The 16,092-nt window shown below is 65.7% G+C and carries 16 protein-coding genes; 11 read left to right on the forward strand and 5 right to left on the reverse strand.

All coding sequences use genetic code 11. The features are described 5' to 3' along the window. Window positions 1–51: 51 nt before the first annotated feature. Window positions 52–1,485 (forward strand): APC family permease, encoded by a 1,434-nt coding sequence (locus C7I84_RS11855; protein ID WP_106772408.1) that lies wholly within the window; start codon window positions 52–54, stop codon window positions 1,483–1,485. 4 nt (window positions 1,486–1,489) lie between these two features. Here C7I84_RS11855 and C7I84_RS11860 read toward each other — a convergent pair whose 3' ends face one another. Continuing rightward, complete coding sequence (locus tag C7I84_RS11860; RefSeq protein ID WP_106772409.1) at window positions 1,490–2,470, reverse strand: SDR family oxidoreductase; 981 nt, start codon at window positions 2,468–2,470, stop codon at window positions 1,490–1,492. 149 nt (window positions 2,471–2,619) lie between these two features. Here C7I84_RS11860 and C7I84_RS11865 point away from each other — a divergent pair, with 149 nt between their 5' ends. The 7 genes from C7I84_RS11865 to C7I84_RS11895 all read left to right on the forward strand — a co-directional run bounded on the left by C7I84_RS11865 (window position 2,620) and on the right by C7I84_RS11895 (window position 8,563). Next, window positions 2,620–3,357 carry a dienelactone hydrolase family protein gene (locus tag C7I84_RS11865; RefSeq protein WP_106772410.1) on the forward strand — a complete coding sequence of 246 codons (738 nt, stop codon included), beginning with the start codon at window positions 2,620–2,622 and terminating at the stop codon, window positions 3,355–3,357. Between the two features lie 23 nt (window positions 3,358–3,380). Further along, entirely contained in the window at window positions 3,381–3,809 is a 429-nt protein-coding gene (locus C7I84_RS11870) for a DUF1810 domain-containing protein (protein WP_106772411.1), read from the forward strand. A gap of 131 nt (window positions 3,810–3,940) precedes the next feature. Further along, complete coding sequence (locus tag C7I84_RS11875; RefSeq protein WP_425351333.1) at window positions 3,941–4,504, forward strand: RNA polymerase sigma factor; 564 nt, start codon at window positions 3,941–3,943, stop codon at window positions 4,502–4,504. Window positions 4,505–4,713: 209 nt separating this feature from the next. Further along, the gene (locus tag C7I84_RS11880) at window positions 4,714–6,561 is read left to right on the forward strand and encodes a vWA domain-containing protein (RefSeq protein ID WP_425351330.1); all 1,848 of its coding nucleotides are present in this window, start codon (window positions 4,714–4,716) and stop codon (window positions 6,559–6,561) included. Between the two features lie 112 nt (window positions 6,562–6,673). Further along, window positions 6,674–7,246: a DUF6630 family protein gene (locus C7I84_RS11885; RefSeq protein ID WP_133170088.1), complete on the forward strand. Its 573-nt coding sequence runs from the start codon at window positions 6,674–6,676 to the stop codon at window positions 7,244–7,246. A gap of 206 nt (window positions 7,247–7,452) precedes the next feature. After that, window positions 7,453–8,043 (forward strand): PadR family transcriptional regulator, encoded by a 591-nt coding sequence (locus C7I84_RS11890; protein WP_106772415.1) that lies wholly within the window; start codon window positions 7,453–7,455, stop codon window positions 8,041–8,043. A gap of 64 nt (window positions 8,044–8,107) precedes the next feature. Further along, complete coding sequence (locus C7I84_RS11895) at window positions 8,108–8,563, forward strand: hypothetical protein (RefSeq protein WP_106772416.1); 456 nt, start codon at window positions 8,108–8,110, stop codon at window positions 8,561–8,563. Here the strand turns inward: C7I84_RS11895 and C7I84_RS11900 are convergent. The 3 genes from C7I84_RS11900 to C7I84_RS11910 form a co-directional block, all read right to left on the reverse strand. Next, the gene (locus tag C7I84_RS11900; protein WP_106772417.1) at window positions 8,560–9,363 is read right to left on the reverse strand and encodes an endonuclease/exonuclease/phosphatase family protein; all 804 of its coding nucleotides are present in this window, start codon (window positions 9,361–9,363) and stop codon (window positions 8,560–8,562) included. The two genes, C7I84_RS11895 and C7I84_RS11900, sit on opposite strands and share 4 nt — an antisense overlap. Window positions 9,364–9,393: 30 nt before the next feature. Further along, window positions 9,394–10,404 carry a betaine--homocysteine S-methyltransferase gene (gene bmt / locus C7I84_RS11905; RefSeq protein WP_106772418.1) on the reverse strand — a complete coding sequence of 337 codons (1,011 nt, stop codon included), beginning with the start codon at window positions 10,402–10,404 and terminating at the stop codon, window positions 9,394–9,396. Window positions 10,405–10,503: 99 nt separating this feature from the next. Beyond that, a complete protein-coding gene (locus C7I84_RS11910) occupies window positions 10,504–11,346 on the reverse strand; it encodes a helix-turn-helix domain-containing protein (protein WP_106772419.1) in 843 nt (280 codons plus the stop codon). A 223-nt stretch (window positions 11,347–11,569) separates the two neighbouring features. On the opposite strand from C7I84_RS11910, the gene C7I84_RS11915 reads away from it, so the two are divergent. Continuing rightward, entirely contained in the window at window positions 11,570–12,577 is a 1,008-nt protein-coding gene (locus C7I84_RS11915; protein WP_106772420.1) for a fatty acid desaturase, read from the forward strand. A gap of 47 nt (window positions 12,578–12,624) precedes the next feature. Continuing rightward, the gene (locus C7I84_RS30575) at window positions 12,625–13,530 is read left to right on the forward strand and encodes a phosphate/phosphite/phosphonate ABC transporter substrate-binding protein (RefSeq protein ID WP_245428410.1); all 906 of its coding nucleotides are present in this window, start codon (window positions 12,625–12,627) and stop codon (window positions 13,528–13,530) included. Between the two features lie 7 nt (window positions 13,531–13,537). Here C7I84_RS30575 and C7I84_RS11925 read toward each other — a convergent pair whose 3' ends face one another. Then, a complete protein-coding gene (locus tag C7I84_RS11925; protein WP_106772421.1) occupies window positions 13,538–14,281 on the reverse strand; it encodes a DUF72 domain-containing protein in 744 nt (247 codons plus the stop codon). Between the two features lie 229 nt (window positions 14,282–14,510). Between C7I84_RS11925 and C7I84_RS11930 the strand changes: the two genes are divergently transcribed. Then, on the forward strand, window positions 14,511–16,085 hold the full coding sequence (locus C7I84_RS11930) for a trimethylamine methyltransferase family protein (RefSeq protein WP_106772546.1): 1,575 nt from the start codon (window positions 14,511–14,513) through the stop codon (window positions 16,083–16,085). Window positions 16,086–16,092 lie beyond the last annotated feature (7 nt).

Below are 16,092 nucleotides of genomic sequence, written 5' to 3' on the forward strand. Positions count from 1 at the left end.
CCGTGAAGGGGCGCGGCGTCGCGCGGCTAGTCGCGCAACGGAGGGACTTTGATGACCGACACCACCGCTCCCCGGAAAGCCCCCGCCGCCGAGCCCACCCTGCACCGGGCGATCGGGCCATGGCTGCTGCTCCTGTTCATCGTCGGCGACATTCTCGGCACCGGCATCTATGCGCTGACCGGCCAGGTGGCCAAGCAGGTCGGCGGCGTGGTCTGGCTGCCTTTCCTCATCGCCTTCGTCGTCGCGCTGATCACCGCCTTCAGCTATCTCGAGCTGGTGACCAAATACCCGCGGGCGGCCGGTGCCGCGCTCTACACCCACAAGGCCTTCGGCATCCATTTCGTCACCTTCCTCGTCGCCTTCGCGGTGATGAGTTCCGGCATCACCTCTGCATCGACCGCCTCGCGGGCGTTCTCGGTCAATCTCGACGCGGCCTTCGGACTCGGCCTCGGCGATCCGGCCGTCGGCAACAACACCTGGGGCATCATGTGGCTCGGCCTGCTGTTCATGGCGATCGTCGCGGCGATCAACTTCCGCGGCGTCGGCGAGAGCGTGAAGGTCAACATCGTTCTGACCTGCGTCGAGCTGTCCGGCCTGCTCATCGTCATCTTCATCGGCCTGTGGGCGATCGGCGCCGGGCAGGGCGACGTCTCGCGCGTCACCCAGTTCCACACGCCGGAGGGCGTCAGCGCCGTCTGGCCGGTGATCGCCGCGACGACGCTCGCCTTTTTCGCGATGGTGGGCTTCGAGGATGCGGTCAACATGGCCGAGGAGACCAAAGACCCGGTGCGGATTTTCCCGAAAATCCTGCTGATCGGACTGCTGGCGACGGCGCTGATCTACATGCTGGTGTCGATCTCGGCGGTGACGCTGGTCGAGCCGGCCGCGCTCGGCGAGGGCGAGACGCCGCTGCTCAAGGTGGTGGAGGCGGGCGCACCCAACTTCCCGCTCGGCATCTTCGCCTTCATCACCATGTTCGCCGTCGCCAACACCGCGCTGATCAACATGCTGATGGCGAGCCGGCTGATCTACGGCATGAGCCGCGAGCATGTGTTGCCGGCGGTGCTGGGCAAGGTACATCCGACGCGGCGCACGCCCTACCTGGCGATCCTCTTCACCACGCTCCTGGCGTTCGGCCTGATCACCTTCGTCGGCGGCGTTCCGCAGCTCGGCGGCACCACGGCGCTGCTGCTTCTATGCGTGTTCACCGTGGTCAACGTCGCGGTGCTCGTCCTGCGCAAGGACCGGGTGGAGCACGCGCATTTCAAGGCCCCGACCATCCTGCCGATCGTCGGGGCGATCGCCTGTGGGTTCCTGACGGGACCATGGACGGGACGCAATCCGGAGCAATACAAGATCGCCGGCGTGCTGCTCGCCATCGGCGTAGTGCTGTGGGTCGTCACGGTCTTCGTCAACCGCGCCACCGGGCAGAAACCGCTCGATCCGACCATGGAGGACATCGGCGGCAAGAGCACCATCAACTGACCGTTCAATAGCCGCCGACGATCGGCAGGATCTCGCCGGTGATGTAGCTGGAGCATTGCGGCGAGGCCAGGAACACATAAGCCGGCGCGATCTCTTCGGGTTGCGCCGGCCGCTTCATCGGCGTCTTGGCGCCGAACTGCGAGACGTCCTCCGCCTCCTTCTCCGACGGGTTGAGCGGCGTCCACACCGGGCCGGGCGCCACGCAATTCACGCGGATGCCCTTCGACACCAGATTGCCGGAAAGCGCCCGGGTGAAGGCGTGGATGCCGCCCTTGGTCATCGAATAGTCGACCAGTTCCTTGCTGCCGTCGATGCCGGTCACCGAGCCGGTGTTGATGATCGCCGAGCCCGGCTTCATGTGCGGCACCGCCTCCTGGGCCATGTGAAAATAGCCGTAGAGATTGGTCTTCAGCGTGGTGTCGAAATGCTCTTCGGTCAGGTCCTCGAATTTTGTGGAATGGATCTGGAACGCCGCATTGTTGACCAGGACATCGAGGCTGCCCAGCCGCTTCACCGTTTCGGCGACGACCGAGCGGCAATAGTCGCGCTCCGTGACATCGCCCGGGAACAGGATGCACCTGTGCCCTTCCGCCTCGACCGCCTTCTTCGTCGCCTCCGCATCCTTGTGCTCGGTGAGATAGGAAATCGCGATGTCGGCGCCTTCGCGCGCGAACAGCACCGCCACCGCCCGGCCGATGCCGGAATCGCCGCCGGTGACCAGCGCGACCTTCCCCTCCAGCTTCTTGGAACCGATGTAGAAGGGCGCATCATACAGCGGCGCCGGCTCGATCTTCCACTCCTCGCCGGGTTTCGGATGATGCTGCTTGGGGAAAGGAGGCTCGGGATAGGCGCGCGCGCCGGCCTGCATGGCACCGTTGCCGCCCCCGTTTTTTTTCTTTTTCGCGTCCGTCCGGTCGACACCTTTCTGGATCTTGCGCTGCTTGTCGGCCTCGTTCCTGGCTTCGGCTCTTTCCTGGGATGGCATGTCGAATCTCCTCGTTGGCTCCTGCCCAACGCACGAGGCGCGGGGTTGATCCCGTCCGCAACGGAGCATCCGAATTCATGGCCGGGGCTTGAGAACCGGCGGCGGGCAGATAAGTTCTGCGGCGGACGAAATTTTCCCGAGGAAGCCCGATGAGCAAGCGCGAGATCGAGATCAGGACCGATGACGGAGTGGCCAAAGCCGGTCTGTTCCGCGGAGCGGGCGGGGGATCCGGCGTGATTCTCTATATGGATGCCTTCGGACCCCGACCGGCGCTGGACGGCATGGCGGAGCAGCTCGCCGGCGAAGGCTACATTGTGCTGGTACCCGACCTGTTCTACCGCAACGCCCCCTACGGCCCGTTCGATGCCAAGACCGCCTTCAGCGACGAAACGACCAAAAACCAGCTGATGGCGCTGATCTCCGGCACGTCGCAGGAGATGACTGTGCGCGACACCGGCGCCTTCCTCGCAGCACTCGAAGCGGAAGGCATCAATGGGCCGGTCGGCGCCGTCGGCTATTGCATGGGCGGCGGCCGGGCGATCAACGCCGCGGCCGCCTATCCCGACCGGATCGTCGCCACTGCCAGCTTCCATGGCGGCAATCTCGCATCCGATGCCCCCGACAGTCCGCACCGGAGCGCCGCAAAGCTCCAGGCGCGCGTCTACATAGGCGTCGCCGGCGTCGACCGCAGCTTTCCGCCGGAACAATCGGCAAAGCTGGCCGAGGCCCTGCGCACGGCCGAGGTCGACCACGTCATCGAAAACTACGTCGGCATGGCGCATGGCTGGGCTGTGCCGGACCATGGCGCCTATGACGGGAAAGGCGCGGAGCGGCATTGGAAGCGGCTCAAAACCTTCTTTGCCGAGACGCTTTCGGATACGCTCTGAGCGAAAGACCCGCGAACACGATCATGTCCGACGATCCGTATGATCTCCGGCGTTTCGTCGCTGCGCAGGCGCCGGTCATCGACAGGGTGCGGGCCGAGTTGCGGAGCGGGCGCAAGACGAGCCACTGGATGTGGTTCGTCTTCCCACAGATGGCCGGCCTCGGCATGAGCGCCATGTCGCGGAAATATGCCATCGGCTCGCTCGCCGAGGCGCGCGCCTATCTCGACCACCCGATCCTGGGCGATCGCCTGCGCGAATGCGTCGAGCTGGTGCTGGAAAACGACGGCCGCTCCGCTCGCGAGATATTCGGCAGCGCCGACGACGCAAAATTCCGTTCCTGCCTGACGCTGTTCTGCGAGGCCTCCGGCGAGGAGGTGTTCTTGCGCGCCCTCGACAGATGTTTCGGAGGCGATCCCGATCCGCGGACGCTGCGGATTTTGGGCGGAAGCTGAAAACTTTCGCGACGGTTCGCTACGGTTTTCTCCGAAAAGACATAGAAAATCGAACCGGCAATCCTGGAAAAAAGTCCTTTTCACACCCCAAGGAATGGCCGATAGCCGTCGTCCAACCGGTAATGACGGTCATGACGGTGCAGGCGAAACCGGAAGCCTCCGACGCGGAACTGGTCGATCGCGCCCGCGCGGGCGACGAGACCGCGTTCGGCCGGCTGGTCGAACGGCACTATGATTTCGTCCACCGCGTCGCCTGGCGCTGGTGCGGCCGCGCGGCGGATGCGGACGACGTCGCGCAGGAGGTCTGCATCCGGCTCGGCACGGCGATCCGCGGCTATCGCGGCGCCGGCGCCTTCACCACATGGCTCTATGCGCTGACCTTGAACGCCGCCCGCGACGCGCTGCGCAGATCGGTGCGGGAGGCCGCCAGGGCGGAGGCCTACGGCGTCCACGCGCTGATCGCCGAAGGGGGCGGACCCGAAACGGAACCGCAGGCGCGCTCCGATGCGCTGTGGGAAGCGGTGCGCCAGTTGCCGGACAGGCAGCGCGACGCGGTGCTGCTGGTCCATGGCGAAGGGCTCAGCCATTCCGCCGCGGCGGAGGTGATGGCGATCTCCGAGGCGACCGTCTCGTGGCACATCCATGAAGCGAAGAAGCGGCTGACGGTGCTGATGCGCCAGGCCGGGGAAGGTTGACCATGGTCGACGAAAGCGAACTCGAAAGGCTCGGCCGCATCGCCGCGCCGTCGCCCGATGCCGACGCGAAGGCCCGTGCGGTCGGTGCGGCAATGGCCGCGTATCGGGCGAATGCACCAGAGGCCGCCGAAAAAAAGCCGAATGCCGCCCAAGGAATTGCGGAACCGCGCCGTCTTACCGCCAGAGCAATGAAGCTTTGGAGTGGGATGATGCAGAAGAAACTTTATGCGACCCCGGCGCTGGCGACCCTGCTGGCGCTGCCGCTGGCCGGCTATACGGCCTACTACCTGCTGGAGACCGGGCAAAACAATGTCGTCCCGGCGCCGCACGAGCCCTACAGGCAGAAGATCGCGCCGGCGCCGGTCGCCGAGCAGGAGGCCGACGCGCAGGACACTCGGACGCAGGCGGGCGGGCTACCGGCGCAGTTGGCGAAACCCGAAGCCGCTGCGCCGCATGATGCGCTGACGGCGGCGCCGGTTCCGCAAAGCGCCGTCGGCCAGGGCGGGGCCGCGCCGGCGACGATGCTGGAAACCGCGCGGCCCGGCCGCGACGGCGCGGCCCGCACCTTTGCTCGGCAGGCGGCGCCCTCGATCGCACCCGCCGACATGCCCCCGCTTGCGCGCGAGGACCGGGACCGCATCGCCGCCTTCGACAGCAACCCGCTGCGTTCGACGCAGGAGCAGCCGGTGTCGACCTTCTCCATCGACGTCGACACCGCGTCCTACTCCTTCGTGCGACGCTCGCTGAAGGAGGGGATACTGCCGGATGCCGACACGGTGCGCGTCGAGGAGATGGTCAACTACTTCCCCTACGACTGGAAAGGGCCGGACAACGCGGCGACGCCGTTCAACACGACGGTCACCGTCATGCCGACGCCGTGGAACGCCGGCACGAAGCTGATGCATGTGGCGATCAAGGGTTTTGACGTGAAGCCGGCGGAGCGGCCGCGGGCCAATCTCGTCTTCCTGCTCGACGTGTCCGGCTCGATGGACGAGCCCGACAAGCTGCCGCTGCTCAAATCCGCCTTCCGGCTGCTGGTCGACACGCTGTCGCCGGACGACACGGTATCGATCGTCACCTATGCGGGCGAGGCCGGCACGGTGCTGGAGCCGACGAAAGTATCGGAGCGCGACAAGATCCTTCAATCGATCGATACGCTGGCGCCGGGCGGCTCGACGGCCGGCGAGGCAGGCATCCGCGAGGCCTACCGGCTGGCGAAGCAATCCTTCGTGAAGGGCGGCGTCAACCGCGTCATGCTGGCTACCGACGGCGACTTCAATGTCGGGCAGAGCGACGACGCCGACCTGAAGCGCATCGTCGAGGAGAACCGCAAGAGCGGCGTGTTCCTGTCGGTGTTCGGCTTCGGCCGCGGCAACCTCAACGACCAGATGATGCAGACCATCGCCCAGAACGGCAACGGCACCGCCGCCTATATCGACACGCTGGCCGAAGCCGAGAAAGTGCTGGTTCAGGACGCCTCGTCGACCATCTTCCCGATCGCCAAGGACGTGAAGATCCAGGTCGAGTTCAATCCGGCAAAAATCTCGGAATACCGGCTGATCGGCTACGAGACCCGCGCGCTGAAACGCGAGGACTTCAACAACGACCGCGTCGACGCCGGCGAGATCGGCTCCGGCCATTCGGTGACGACGATCTACGAGGTGACGCCGAAGGGCAGCTCGGCCGCCATGATCGATCCTCCGCGCTACGGGGAGGCTTCGACGGCCAATGGCGGCGTGGCGAATGCCGACGAATATGCCTTCGTCAAAATCCGCTACAAGGCGCCGGATGGCGACGTGTCCAAGCTGATCACCACGCCGGTGACGGCAGGCAACGAGGTCGCTTCCTTCGACGCTGCCTCGACCGACCAGCGCTTTTCCATTGCCGTCGCCGCCTTCGGGCAGAAGCTCCGGCATGCCGACCAGGTGGCCGGTTTCGGCTACGACCGGATTCTTGAGATCGCTGCCGCCGCGCGCGGCGACGATCGCTACGGTTACCGCTCGGAGTTCCTGTCGCTGGTGCGGCTGGCGGCGGCGCTGGATGCGGGCAAGCCGTAGGCCCTAGTTGCCGGCGGGCGAGTCCGGCAGTGCGCGAACTCTGCCGGCTTCGCAGTGACAATGGCAAACTTTTCGTTACATCTACAACTCATGAGGGGTTGGGATCGACGCAATGGATTGGCTTCGACGCATGTTGGGGTTGGGCGACCCCGAGAACGCTGTCGGACTGGGGCGCCATGATGAATTCTTGGCCGATTTGGAGGGCGGCGACCACATTGCCGTCGATCAGTTTCGCGATTTGTTGCGAGATCGGAAACGAGCCGCATCGATACTCGCGGAGGGGTGGGGCAAGGTAGAAGATCGGTTTCTCGAGGATGTCGCACTGCTGGAGGTGGGACGGGAAAACGACCTGCTTGCGGGCATTGATTGGGCGGCGTCTCCCGATGATGTCATCGAAACATTCGACCCGCTTCTAAGAAAACTCGGCTTGGTTGGCTTTCCCGATAGCTTCCATCAGTTTGCCGCGCAAATAGAACAGGTCGCGCGAGGCGATCACCTCGACCTGATTTTTCCCAAGCTGGTCGATTGGTCGAAACAGCGCAATCTGCTCGTCATCGATTTGAACTCTGATTCGGATATGTACCATTTCGCATTGGTGTCGCCCGAGCTTTTCAGCAAATGGGTCGGCTTAAAGCTATCCAAGCATTTGAAGATCGAAGACCCGTCTTGGCAATTCAAGAAGTAAGCCAAAGCGATCCATCGCATACCGACAGCGGCTTGCTGGGATGTCGGATAACGTCGCAGCAGAAATGACCAGGCTGGCGGAACGCTTGTTCCGGCGGCTGTTTCTCGCGCCAGCAGGCGGCGGGCCATTCCAAAAATCACCCTTGCAAAAGATATATCGTTCTCCAGATATATCGCATGAACGATATATCTGAGAAAGGAAGAACCATGTTTCATCGGTTTCACAGGTCCCATGAGCGCTGTGGCGAATGGTCGATGTCGGGAGAGGGCAGCCGTTTCGGCGGGGGCCGGCGCGGCGGCTTCGGCGGGGCTTTCGGCCGGCATCGCGGCGGCCCGTTCGGCGGGCGCGGTCCGCGCATGTTCGATCCCGGGGCGCTGCGCCTCGTCGTGCTCGGCCTGATCGCCGAGGAGCCGCGCCACGGCTACGACATCATCAAGGCGCTGGAGGCGAAATTCCAGGGCGCCTACAGTCCGAGCCCCGGCGCCATCTATCCGATGCTGCAGATGCTGGAGGAGGCCGACCTCGTCGCCTCGCAGGCCCATGGCAACAAGCGGCTCTACTCGATCACCGAGCAGGGCAAAGCCTATCTCGAGGAGAACGCGGCGGATCTCGCGCGCATCAACGCCCAGATCGACGAAGCTTCGGCCGAAGGCGGCAACGTCTCGCTGGGCGAAGAGGTAAGGGGCGTGGTGAAGGCCGTGTTCATGCGGCTGCGGCGCGGCCAGTTCACGCCCGAGCAGGCGCGCAAGGCCCGCGACATCCTGAAAAAGGCGCGGCGCGACATCGAGGATCTGTGATACGCCTCACCTCCACGTCGCGGTCGGTCCGCCGACCGCGACGCCAAAGGGAGAGGTGAAGCCCATGGCGGATCGCGTCCTCGACGAATGGGATTTTTCGCGCGGGCTGCGTTCGGTGTCGGCGGCCGAGATCAAGACATTCTGGAACGGCTACATCGTCCGCCGCAGCGCGAAGATCGAGCACGGCAGCCTCTATTCGCGCTGGCGCCATGTCTCCGACGACCTGGTCATCTCGCTCTACTTGACCAACCGCAGCGTCGGCCTGTTCGTCAGGGGCCAGCGGGGCGAGCGCTGGGCGACGACGGTGAGCCGGCTTTCGGCCTGCGAGCCCGAACTTGGCGAGGCGCTCGGTGCCAGCCTGCGCGGCTATGAAGGCTGCTGCTATCTCAGCAACCATCCCTTGCCGGTGACCGATCCGGCCTGCTGGCCCGCGGCGTATGAATGGCTGGAGGGACGCGAGGAACACTATTTTCGCGTGCTGAGCGGGATGCGGTCGGAACGGAAGACCGATCAGGTCTAAGCGAAGTCGAGCAGCAATGGGCAGTGATCCGAGACCTCGGGCTGCCGCACCACGTCGAAGCCGAGCACGCGCACGTCCGGCGTGACCAGCATGTAGTCGGCGAAGCGTTCCGGCTTCCGGTAGAGCGACGTGCGCGTGCCGGCGAAACCGCGCGAGGTGACCAGGTCGGTCAGCCCGAACTCGCCCAGCACCTGAAAAATCCTGCCGCCGGGGAGGACATTCAGGTCGCCGCAGACGACCAGCCGCTCGCCGCCGGGCCAGACGGAGCGGATGAGGCGGGCCAGGGCGGCCGCCTGTGCGTCGCGCTCCGCGTTGTCGCCCTTGCCGTCCTCGGTGCGCAGCCCGTGCAGGTGAGCGATGGTGACCGCGTGGTCGGCAGCGTAGTCGAAGAGGCGCAGGCAATGGGCGTTGCGCGGCCGCGGATGATGGCCGAACGAAGCCGGCGAGAACGAGCCGTGCACGAATGCCACCGCCTGGCCGATGATGGGGAGCGATCTGCGCACATAAGTGGCGATGCCGAACTCGACCCCAACCGGGCCGTCGCTGCCGATCAGGTCCCCGCGCGATGTCGGAAAGAACGCTGCGTCGTGGTCGGGCAGGACGGCCGCGATCTCCTCAAACAGGTTGGAACGCTGCTGAAGCTCAACGGATCCGTCGCGGTAGAGAAGCCAGTCGGGCGTTCTCCCGGGCGCCCGGAGCACTTCCTGAAGGCAGACGACGTCTGCGCCCGATCGCGCGAGAAAAGGCAGCAGCTCGGCATGCTGCTGCCCTCCCCAGGCATTCAGGGAAAGAATGCGCATCGCGAGGATTGTCCGCGACGCAGGCGGCGATCAGGCGCGGCGTCGCCGGCGGCCTTCGCCGCCCTGGACCGCGCCGCTCTGGTCGGCCGTCTTGTTGCGCAGCGGGCCGATGCGCTCGACGATCGCCTCCACCGTCGGGCGGGCCTGGCGCTGGTGCGCGTCGAGCGATTTGCGCATGGCGGCCAGATGCTCGAACGAGGTGCCGCAGCAGCCGCCGATGATCTTTGCGCCGGCGTCGACGGCGAGCCGGACATAGTCCGACATCAGTTCCGGCGTGCCGGAATAATGGATCTCGGTGCCGCGGAATTCCGGAATGCCGCAATTGCCCTTGACGATCACCTTCGCGTCCGGATTGGCCTCGGTCATGTCGAGCAGCGAAGCGAGGATGTCGGAAGCGCCGACTCCGCAATTGGCGCCGACCGCCACCGCCGGCTGGGAGAGGCCGTCGGCGACGCCGTGAACATGCTTCGGCGCCAGGCCCATCATCGAGCGGCCGGCCGTATCGAACGAGAAGGTGTAGGTGTAGGGCAGGCCGATGGCGATCGCGGCTTCCGCCGCTGCCTTCGCCTCTTCCGGCGCCGACATGGTCTCGATCCAGGCGATCTCCGCCCCGCCGGCCTTCAGCCCCTCGATCTGCTCCTTGAAGGCGGCAACGGCGTCGTCATAGGTGAGCGCGCCGAGCGGCTGCAACAACTCGCCGGTCGGGCCTACCGAGCCGGCGACGATCACCTTGCGGCCGGCATTGTCGGCGACCGAGCGGGCGATCTCGGCGGCCTTCCTGTTGAGCTCGAACACGCGATCCTGCGCGTTGTGCAGCTTCAGCCGGTGGCGCGTGCCGCCGAAGGAATTGGTGAGGATGATGTCGGCGCCGGCATCGACGAAATTCTGGTGCAGCGCGACGATCTTCTCGGGCGCGTCCTCGTTCCACAGTTCCGGCGCCTCGCCCGAGGCCAGGCCCATGCCGAACAAATTGGTACCGGTGGCGCCGTCGGCAAGCAGCACGCCTTTTTCGGCGAGCAGGGCGTCGATAGGATTGGTCATTGGGAGAAGGCCCTTTGGCATCAAGGTTTGGATAAAGATATAAAGAAGTCTTTATGTCAGGTCAATCTCAGCTCAATGAAACTCCAATGAGCTCGATGCTCAGAAGTGCATCCCGGCAAGGCCGGCAGTGAAGCTCGATGCCTCGTGCGGATTGATCTCGGCGCTGCGGATCAGCGTGTCGAAATGCCGGGTGAGCCGCTGCACGGTCGAGGTGGCGTTGAGCACCAGATACATGTCGCCGGCATAGACGGCAGCCCGGTAGGGGCCGAAGATCGTGTAGGGCACGGAATAGCGCAGGCGGCCGTCATAGAGGAAGAGCCGGAAGGCCGGATAGAGGTCGTCGAGCAGGCGCGACATGTGCTTGAGCTGTTCGCGCCGCGCCTGTTCCGGAAACCCCGACCAGACGCCCAGCCCGCGCGCGAACACCTCCAGGGTGTGACGTGGCATGCACACCTCCATGTCGGTCTCCGGCCGCCGGTTGTAGTCGATGCGGTACTGCGTCTCGCCGGCTTGCGCCTCGCGGCTGCGGTTGGAAATCTCCGATTCGTAGTCGATCAGCGCGTCGGTACGCAGCAGGTCCGGAAGTCCGGCCGGCACGTAGCGGATTTTCGTGCCGACCGCCTCCGCGTGCCATTTGGCGAGCAGAGTGCGGTCGAAGCCGTCGGGCGCCTCCTCGATCTCGAGACTTTCGCGGATCTCGCCGGTCAGGCCTTCGTCCTGCGACAGCCCCATCAGCCAGTCGAGCGAGATTTTGTGCTCGGCGGCGATGGTGAGCAGCGTCTCGGCGCGCGGCAGGCGCGTCGAGGTCTCCGACAGCATCTGCGACAGCGCCGAGCGGTCGATGCCGATCGAGGCGGCGAAGGCAGACTGGTTGCCGGCATAGCGCGAAAGCAGGATGCGCAGGCGCTCGCGAAAAAGGCTTGAAAGATCGCGTTTGTCCACTTCAGAGAGACCTCGCGAAGGAAAATTCTACTCCGGGATGTCCTTCCCACCCCGAAACAGAGAACACGAATCCGATTGCTGTTTACTTTCCATAACATGTGAGGCCTCTTATGCGCAATCACAACACTTTCTGCGCATTGTCGCATTGAAGGCTGCTCATTCTCCTGACACCATGCTGTCAGGAATCGCCGATTCCGGCGGCTGGGGGCAGTGGTCGATTGAAATGAATGCAGGCAGGCGAACGGCGCACAGGCGCCAACGCGTGGAGTGGCCGACGGTCCTTCTCATCTTCGCAACCTATGCGCTGTGGGCCGCGCTCTGCGGTCTCGCCTGGCCGGCCTGGCCGGCCGCGACGATCGTTGCGCTCGGCTTCGTGCTGGCGCTGCAATCGTCGCTCATGCATGAGGCCGCGCACGGACATCCGACGCGCAGGGGATGGCTGAACGAGCTTTTGGTCGGCCTGCCGGCCGGCCTGGTCTATCCGTTCCGGCGGTTTCGCGCGCTGCATCTCAGGCATCACGCCGACGACAACCTGACCGATCCCTTCGACGATCCGGAATCCTACTACCGCGCGCTCTGGCAGCATCGCGAGCTGCCGGCCGCGCTGAAATTCCTGCTGCACGTCAACAACACCATGGTCGGCCGCTTCGTCATCGGGCCGCTGCTCGGCACCGCCGGCTTCCTGGCGGCCGAGGCAAAGCTGATCGCCGCCGGCGACCGCGCGGTGCGAAAGGCCTGGCTGCTGCATGGCGCCGGCCTTGCCGTCGTGATGCCGCTGGTGCTTGCCGTGTTCGACATCCCCGCCTGGGCCTATCTGCTTTCGGTATGGCTCGGCCAGTCGCTGATCTCGGTGCGCACCTTCGCCGAGCACCAATGGTCGGAGCGCCCGGACGGGCGGACCATCATCGTCGAGCGCTCGCCCTTCGCCTTCCTGTTCCTCAACAACAATCTGCACCTCGTCCACCACAAGAACCCGACGGTTGCCTGGTACGATCTGCCGGCGCTGTTCCGCGCCCGCCGCGAGGAATGGCTGGCGATGAACCGCGGCTATGTCTTCCCGAGCTATTTCGCGCTGCTGAGGAGCTATGCCTTCAAGCCCAAGGAGCCGGTGGTGCATCCGGCGCTGCGCCGCACGCCAGAAAGGGGCCGCGCCTTTACGCCACGGGTGCGCTCGCGTTCGCTGAACGGGATGGGCTCGGTGCCGGTGCCGGCCGAGCCGCCCAAGGAATAGCGCGGCCCGCCCTTGCGCCGGGCCGCCGCTTCGCCGACATCTTTGGCATGACCGATTTCTTCGCCGCGCTGCCCATGTATGACTGGCCGGAGGCCCGTGCCGAGGTCGATGCCGAGTGGGCGGCGATCCGTTCCCGCCTGCGTGCCGCCGGCATCGACGCGCCGGAAAAACTGGTACGCCGCAATGCCGACATGCCGCCGGTGCCGGGCGGCATCCGCGACGCGGCGGGCGCGATCGTTGCGCCAGACCCGGCGACGCTGCCGCCGAATGAACTCGATTTCTCCACACTTTGGCATCACCCGAAACTGCTGTTCGGGCAGACTTGCTGGGGGCCGCTGGAGCTGGAACTGGTGTCGAATGTACGCATCGTCGGCCAGCCCGACTATTCCGCCTACGAAGGCGGGCAGGGCGAGCTCTATTCGAGTGCCATCCTGATGCGTCGGAATCCTCCCGCCTTGAGCGGGGGATGGCCCGAAGGGCCGGAGGGAGCCGGTCGGGGCAGCGGGCTACGGCAGGAGACCGCGGAGCGCGGCCGCGACGACCCCGCCTCGCCGCTTCGCGGCGACCCTCACCTGGAGGGGGAGGGGGACGTGGGAGCGCCCTCCGACGGTACTGCGACAATCCCGCTCGGGCGCATCCGCGGCAAGAGGCTGGCCTTCAACAGTCACGACTCCATGTCGGGCATCCTGGCGCTGACCCGCGACCTCGCCGCGCTCGGCGAGGGCCTCGACGTCTTTTCGGGTCTGGTCGAGACCGGCGCGCACCGCGCCTCGGTCATGGCCGTGGCCGAGGGCAGGGCGGATGTGGCGGCCGTCGACTGCCGCAGCTGGCAGTTGATCAGGCGCTTCGAGCCGAAGGCCGGCGCGGTACGGGTGGTCGGCTGGACCACACGGCGCAAGGGCCTGCCCTACATCGCCGCCCTCGGTTCTCCGGTAACCGAACTGCCGCGGTGAGCGCCCGCTACGCCAGCAACTCCCTCAGTCTCTGCGCATCCGCCGGCGCGGCACTCTTCACGTCGTTGTCGAAGAAACACCAGACGCCCCGCCCCTGCCGGCGCCATTTGCGGATGTTCCTAGCCCAGCCGGCGAGCTGCTCGTCGCTGTAGCTGCCGTGATAGCGGCCGCTCGGACCATGGTTGCGGACATAGGCCCAGTCCGCCGTGGCCTCGAGCGGCGCCGGCGCGTCGGCGTGGTCGGACAGGCAGAGCGCGGCGTTATGGTCGGACAGCAGCTCGAAGACCGGCTTCTCGTACCAGCTCGGATGGCGGAACTCGAAGGTGTGTAGCCGCCCTTTCGGCAATCGGTCGAGGAAGCGAGCGAGCCGCTCACGGTTGACCGCCATGCGCGGCGGCAGCTGGAACAGGACCGGCCCGAGTTTTTGCCGCAGCAGTTTCACGCGCGAGTCCAGCAGCTCCATCGAATGCGCGTCGATGTTGAGCCGGCGCCAATGCGTGATGAATTTCGACGCCTTCCAGGCGAAGCGGAAGTCGCCGGGCACGGTGTCGAACCAGGTCTCCACCGCCTTGTCGGTCGGCGTGCGATAGAAAGGCGCGTTGAGCTCGGTGCTGTCGAATCTCGTCGAATAGTAGCCCAGCGCGTCCTTCTTCCTGACCTCCCTCGGATAGAACGGCCCCCACCAGCCGGCATAATGCCAGCCGGAGGTGCCGATGCGCAGCTCGGCCTCATTGCGCTTGCTTCGCGGCATGTTTCAACCCGGGTCCGTTTCGAGTCAGTCCCGTCTGCACGACGGGAGCGGCCAATGCCCGGGTTCAACGCACCACCATGCCTTTGGTCGCAGACCTGGCCCGCCAGCCGGCGGCGGCATGACAAGCCGTTGCGTCATGTCGCTTCCTTTGCGCTAGTGGTCGTCGCCTCCGCAATGGCGTGACGGGCGGCGGTCCATTATGCGCCGGCACTGAAATACGAGGATGATCATGAACGCCGTGCAGCCCGACCTAGCCGCTCCCGTGGCCGAACGCTCCCGCCGCGGCGGCCGCGCCGGCAAGCGTTCGGGCGCGGGCGCCGGCTTCGAGCAGCCGCCGTTCCGGCAGTTGCGGATGCCGCTGCAGCCGACGAAGCTCGTCTCCGACGACCAGCTGGAATCGATCCATCTCGCCTCGCTCCGGGTGCTGAAGGAGATCGGCGTCGACGTGCTGCACGACGGCGCCCGCCAGATCATGAAGGAGCATGGCGCCGACGTGCGCGACGGCAGCGAGCGCGTGCGCTTCGATGGCGACATGATTCTGGAGCTGATCGCCCACTGCCCGCCGGAATTCACCATCCACGCGCGCAATCCCGCCCATAACCTTCGTTTCGGCGGCGACAATTTGATCCTGTCGATGATGGCCTCGGCGCCGAACTGCTCGGACATCGACCGCGGCCGCCGGCCCGGCAATCAGCAGGACTACCGCAACTTCCTGAAACTCGCGCAGATGCACAATGTCCTCAACTGCACGGGCGGCTATCCGGTCGAGCCGATCGACATCCACCCGTCGGTGCGCCATCTCGACTGCATCCGCGACCTCGCAACCCTGACCGACAAGGTCTTCCACATCTATTCGCTCGGCAAGGAGCGCAACGTCGACGGCATCGAGATCACCCGCATCGCCCGCGGCGTGTCGCGCGAGCAGCTAATCGACGAGCCGTCGGTCTTCACTATCATCAACACCAACTCGCCGCTGAAGCTGGACGTGCCGATGATGGAGGGCATCATCCAGATGGCGTCGATGGGCCAGGTGGTCATCGTCACGCCGTTCACGCTGTCCGGCGCCATGGCGCCTGTGACCGTCGCCGGCGCGCTGGTGCAACAGAATGCCGAAGCGCTGGCCGGCATCGCCTTCGCGCAGATGGTCCGCAAGGGGGCGCCGGTCGGCTATGGCGGCTTCACCTCCAATGTGGACATGAAGTCGGGCGCGCCGGCCTTCGGCACGCCGGAATACATGAAGGCGCAGCTTGTCGGCGGCCAGCTGGCGCGGCGCTACAACATCCCCTACCGCACCTCCAACACCTGCGCCGCCAACACCGTCGACGCCCAGGCCGCCTATGAGAGCGTGTTCTCGCTTTGGGGCGCCGTCCAGGGCGGCGGCAACATGGTCATGCACGGCGCCGGCTGGCTCGAGGGCGGGCTGCGCTGCTCCTACGAAAAGACGATCCTCGACATCGATCTTCTGCAGATGGTGGCGGAGTTCCTCACCCCGCTCGACCTCTCCGAGGAGGCGCTGGCGGTGGACGCCATCCGCGACGTCGGCCCCGGCGGGCATTTCTTCGGCACGCCGCACACGCAGTCGCGCTACAAGACCGCCTTCTATGCCCCCGTGCTGTCCGACTGGCGCAACTACGAGACCTGGGCTGAGGCCGGCAGTCCGACGGCTATCGAAAGGGCGAACCGCGTGTGGAAGGAACGGCTGGCGCAATACGAAGAGCCCTGGATGGACCCGGCCATCCGCGAGGAGCTCGACGCCTTCGTCGAAAGGCGCCGCGCCGAGGGCGGCGCTCCGACTGATTTTTGATACAGCG

The organism is Kumtagia ephedrae, from assembly GCF_003012745.1.
Lineage (GTDB): Bacteria > Pseudomonadota > Alphaproteobacteria > Rhizobiales > Rhizobiaceae > Kumtagia > Kumtagia ephedrae.

What these genes read in the sequence shown, in the direction of transcription:
- C7I84_RS11855 (WP_106772408.1), top strand. Translation starts at nt 52, where the DNA reads ATGACCGACACCACCGCTCCCCGGAAAGCCCCCGCCGCCGAGCCCACC.
- C7I84_RS11860 (WP_106772409.1), bottom strand. Translation starts at nt 2,470, where the DNA reads ATGCCATCCCAGGAAAGAGCCGAAGCCAGGAACGAGGCCGACAAGCAG.
- C7I84_RS11865 (WP_106772410.1), top strand. Translation starts at nt 2,620, where the DNA reads ATGAGCAAGCGCGAGATCGAGATCAGGACCGATGACGGAGTGGCCAAA.
- C7I84_RS11870 (WP_106772411.1), top strand. Translation starts at nt 3,381, where the DNA reads ATGTCCGACGATCCGTATGATCTCCGGCGTTTCGTCGCTGCGCAGGCG.
- C7I84_RS11875 (WP_425351333.1), top strand. Translation starts at nt 3,941, where the DNA reads ATGACGGTGCAGGCGAAACCGGAAGCCTCCGACGCGGAACTGGTCGAT.
- C7I84_RS11880 (WP_425351330.1), top strand. Translation starts at nt 4,714, where the DNA reads ATGCAGAAGAAACTTTATGCGACCCCGGCGCTGGCGACCCTGCTGGCG.
- C7I84_RS11885 (WP_133170088.1), top strand. Translation starts at nt 6,674, where the DNA reads ATGGATTGGCTTCGACGCATGTTGGGGTTGGGCGACCCCGAGAACGCT.
- C7I84_RS11890 (WP_106772415.1), top strand. Translation starts at nt 7,453, where the DNA reads ATGTTTCATCGGTTTCACAGGTCCCATGAGCGCTGTGGCGAATGGTCG.
- C7I84_RS11895 (WP_106772416.1), top strand. Translation starts at nt 8,108, where the DNA reads ATGGCGGATCGCGTCCTCGACGAATGGGATTTTTCGCGCGGGCTGCGT.
- C7I84_RS11900 (WP_106772417.1), bottom strand. Translation starts at nt 9,363, where the DNA reads ATGCGCATTCTTTCCCTGAATGCCTGGGGAGGGCAGCAGCATGCCGAG.
- bmt (WP_106772418.1), bottom strand. Translation starts at nt 10,404, where the DNA reads ATGACCAATCCTATCGACGCCCTGCTCGCCGAAAAAGGCGTGCTGCTT.
- C7I84_RS11915 (WP_106772420.1), top strand. Translation starts at nt 11,570, where the DNA reads ATGAATGCAGGCAGGCGAACGGCGCACAGGCGCCAACGCGTGGAGTGG.
- C7I84_RS30575 (WP_245428410.1), top strand. Translation starts at nt 12,625, where the DNA reads ATGACCGATTTCTTCGCCGCGCTGCCCATGTATGACTGGCCGGAGGCC.
- C7I84_RS11925 (WP_106772421.1), bottom strand. Translation starts at nt 14,281, where the DNA reads ATGCCGCGAAGCAAGCGCAATGAGGCCGAGCTGCGCATCGGCACCTCC.
- C7I84_RS11930 (WP_106772546.1), top strand. Translation starts at nt 14,511, where the DNA reads ATGAACGCCGTGCAGCCCGACCTAGCCGCTCCCGTGGCCGAACGCTCC.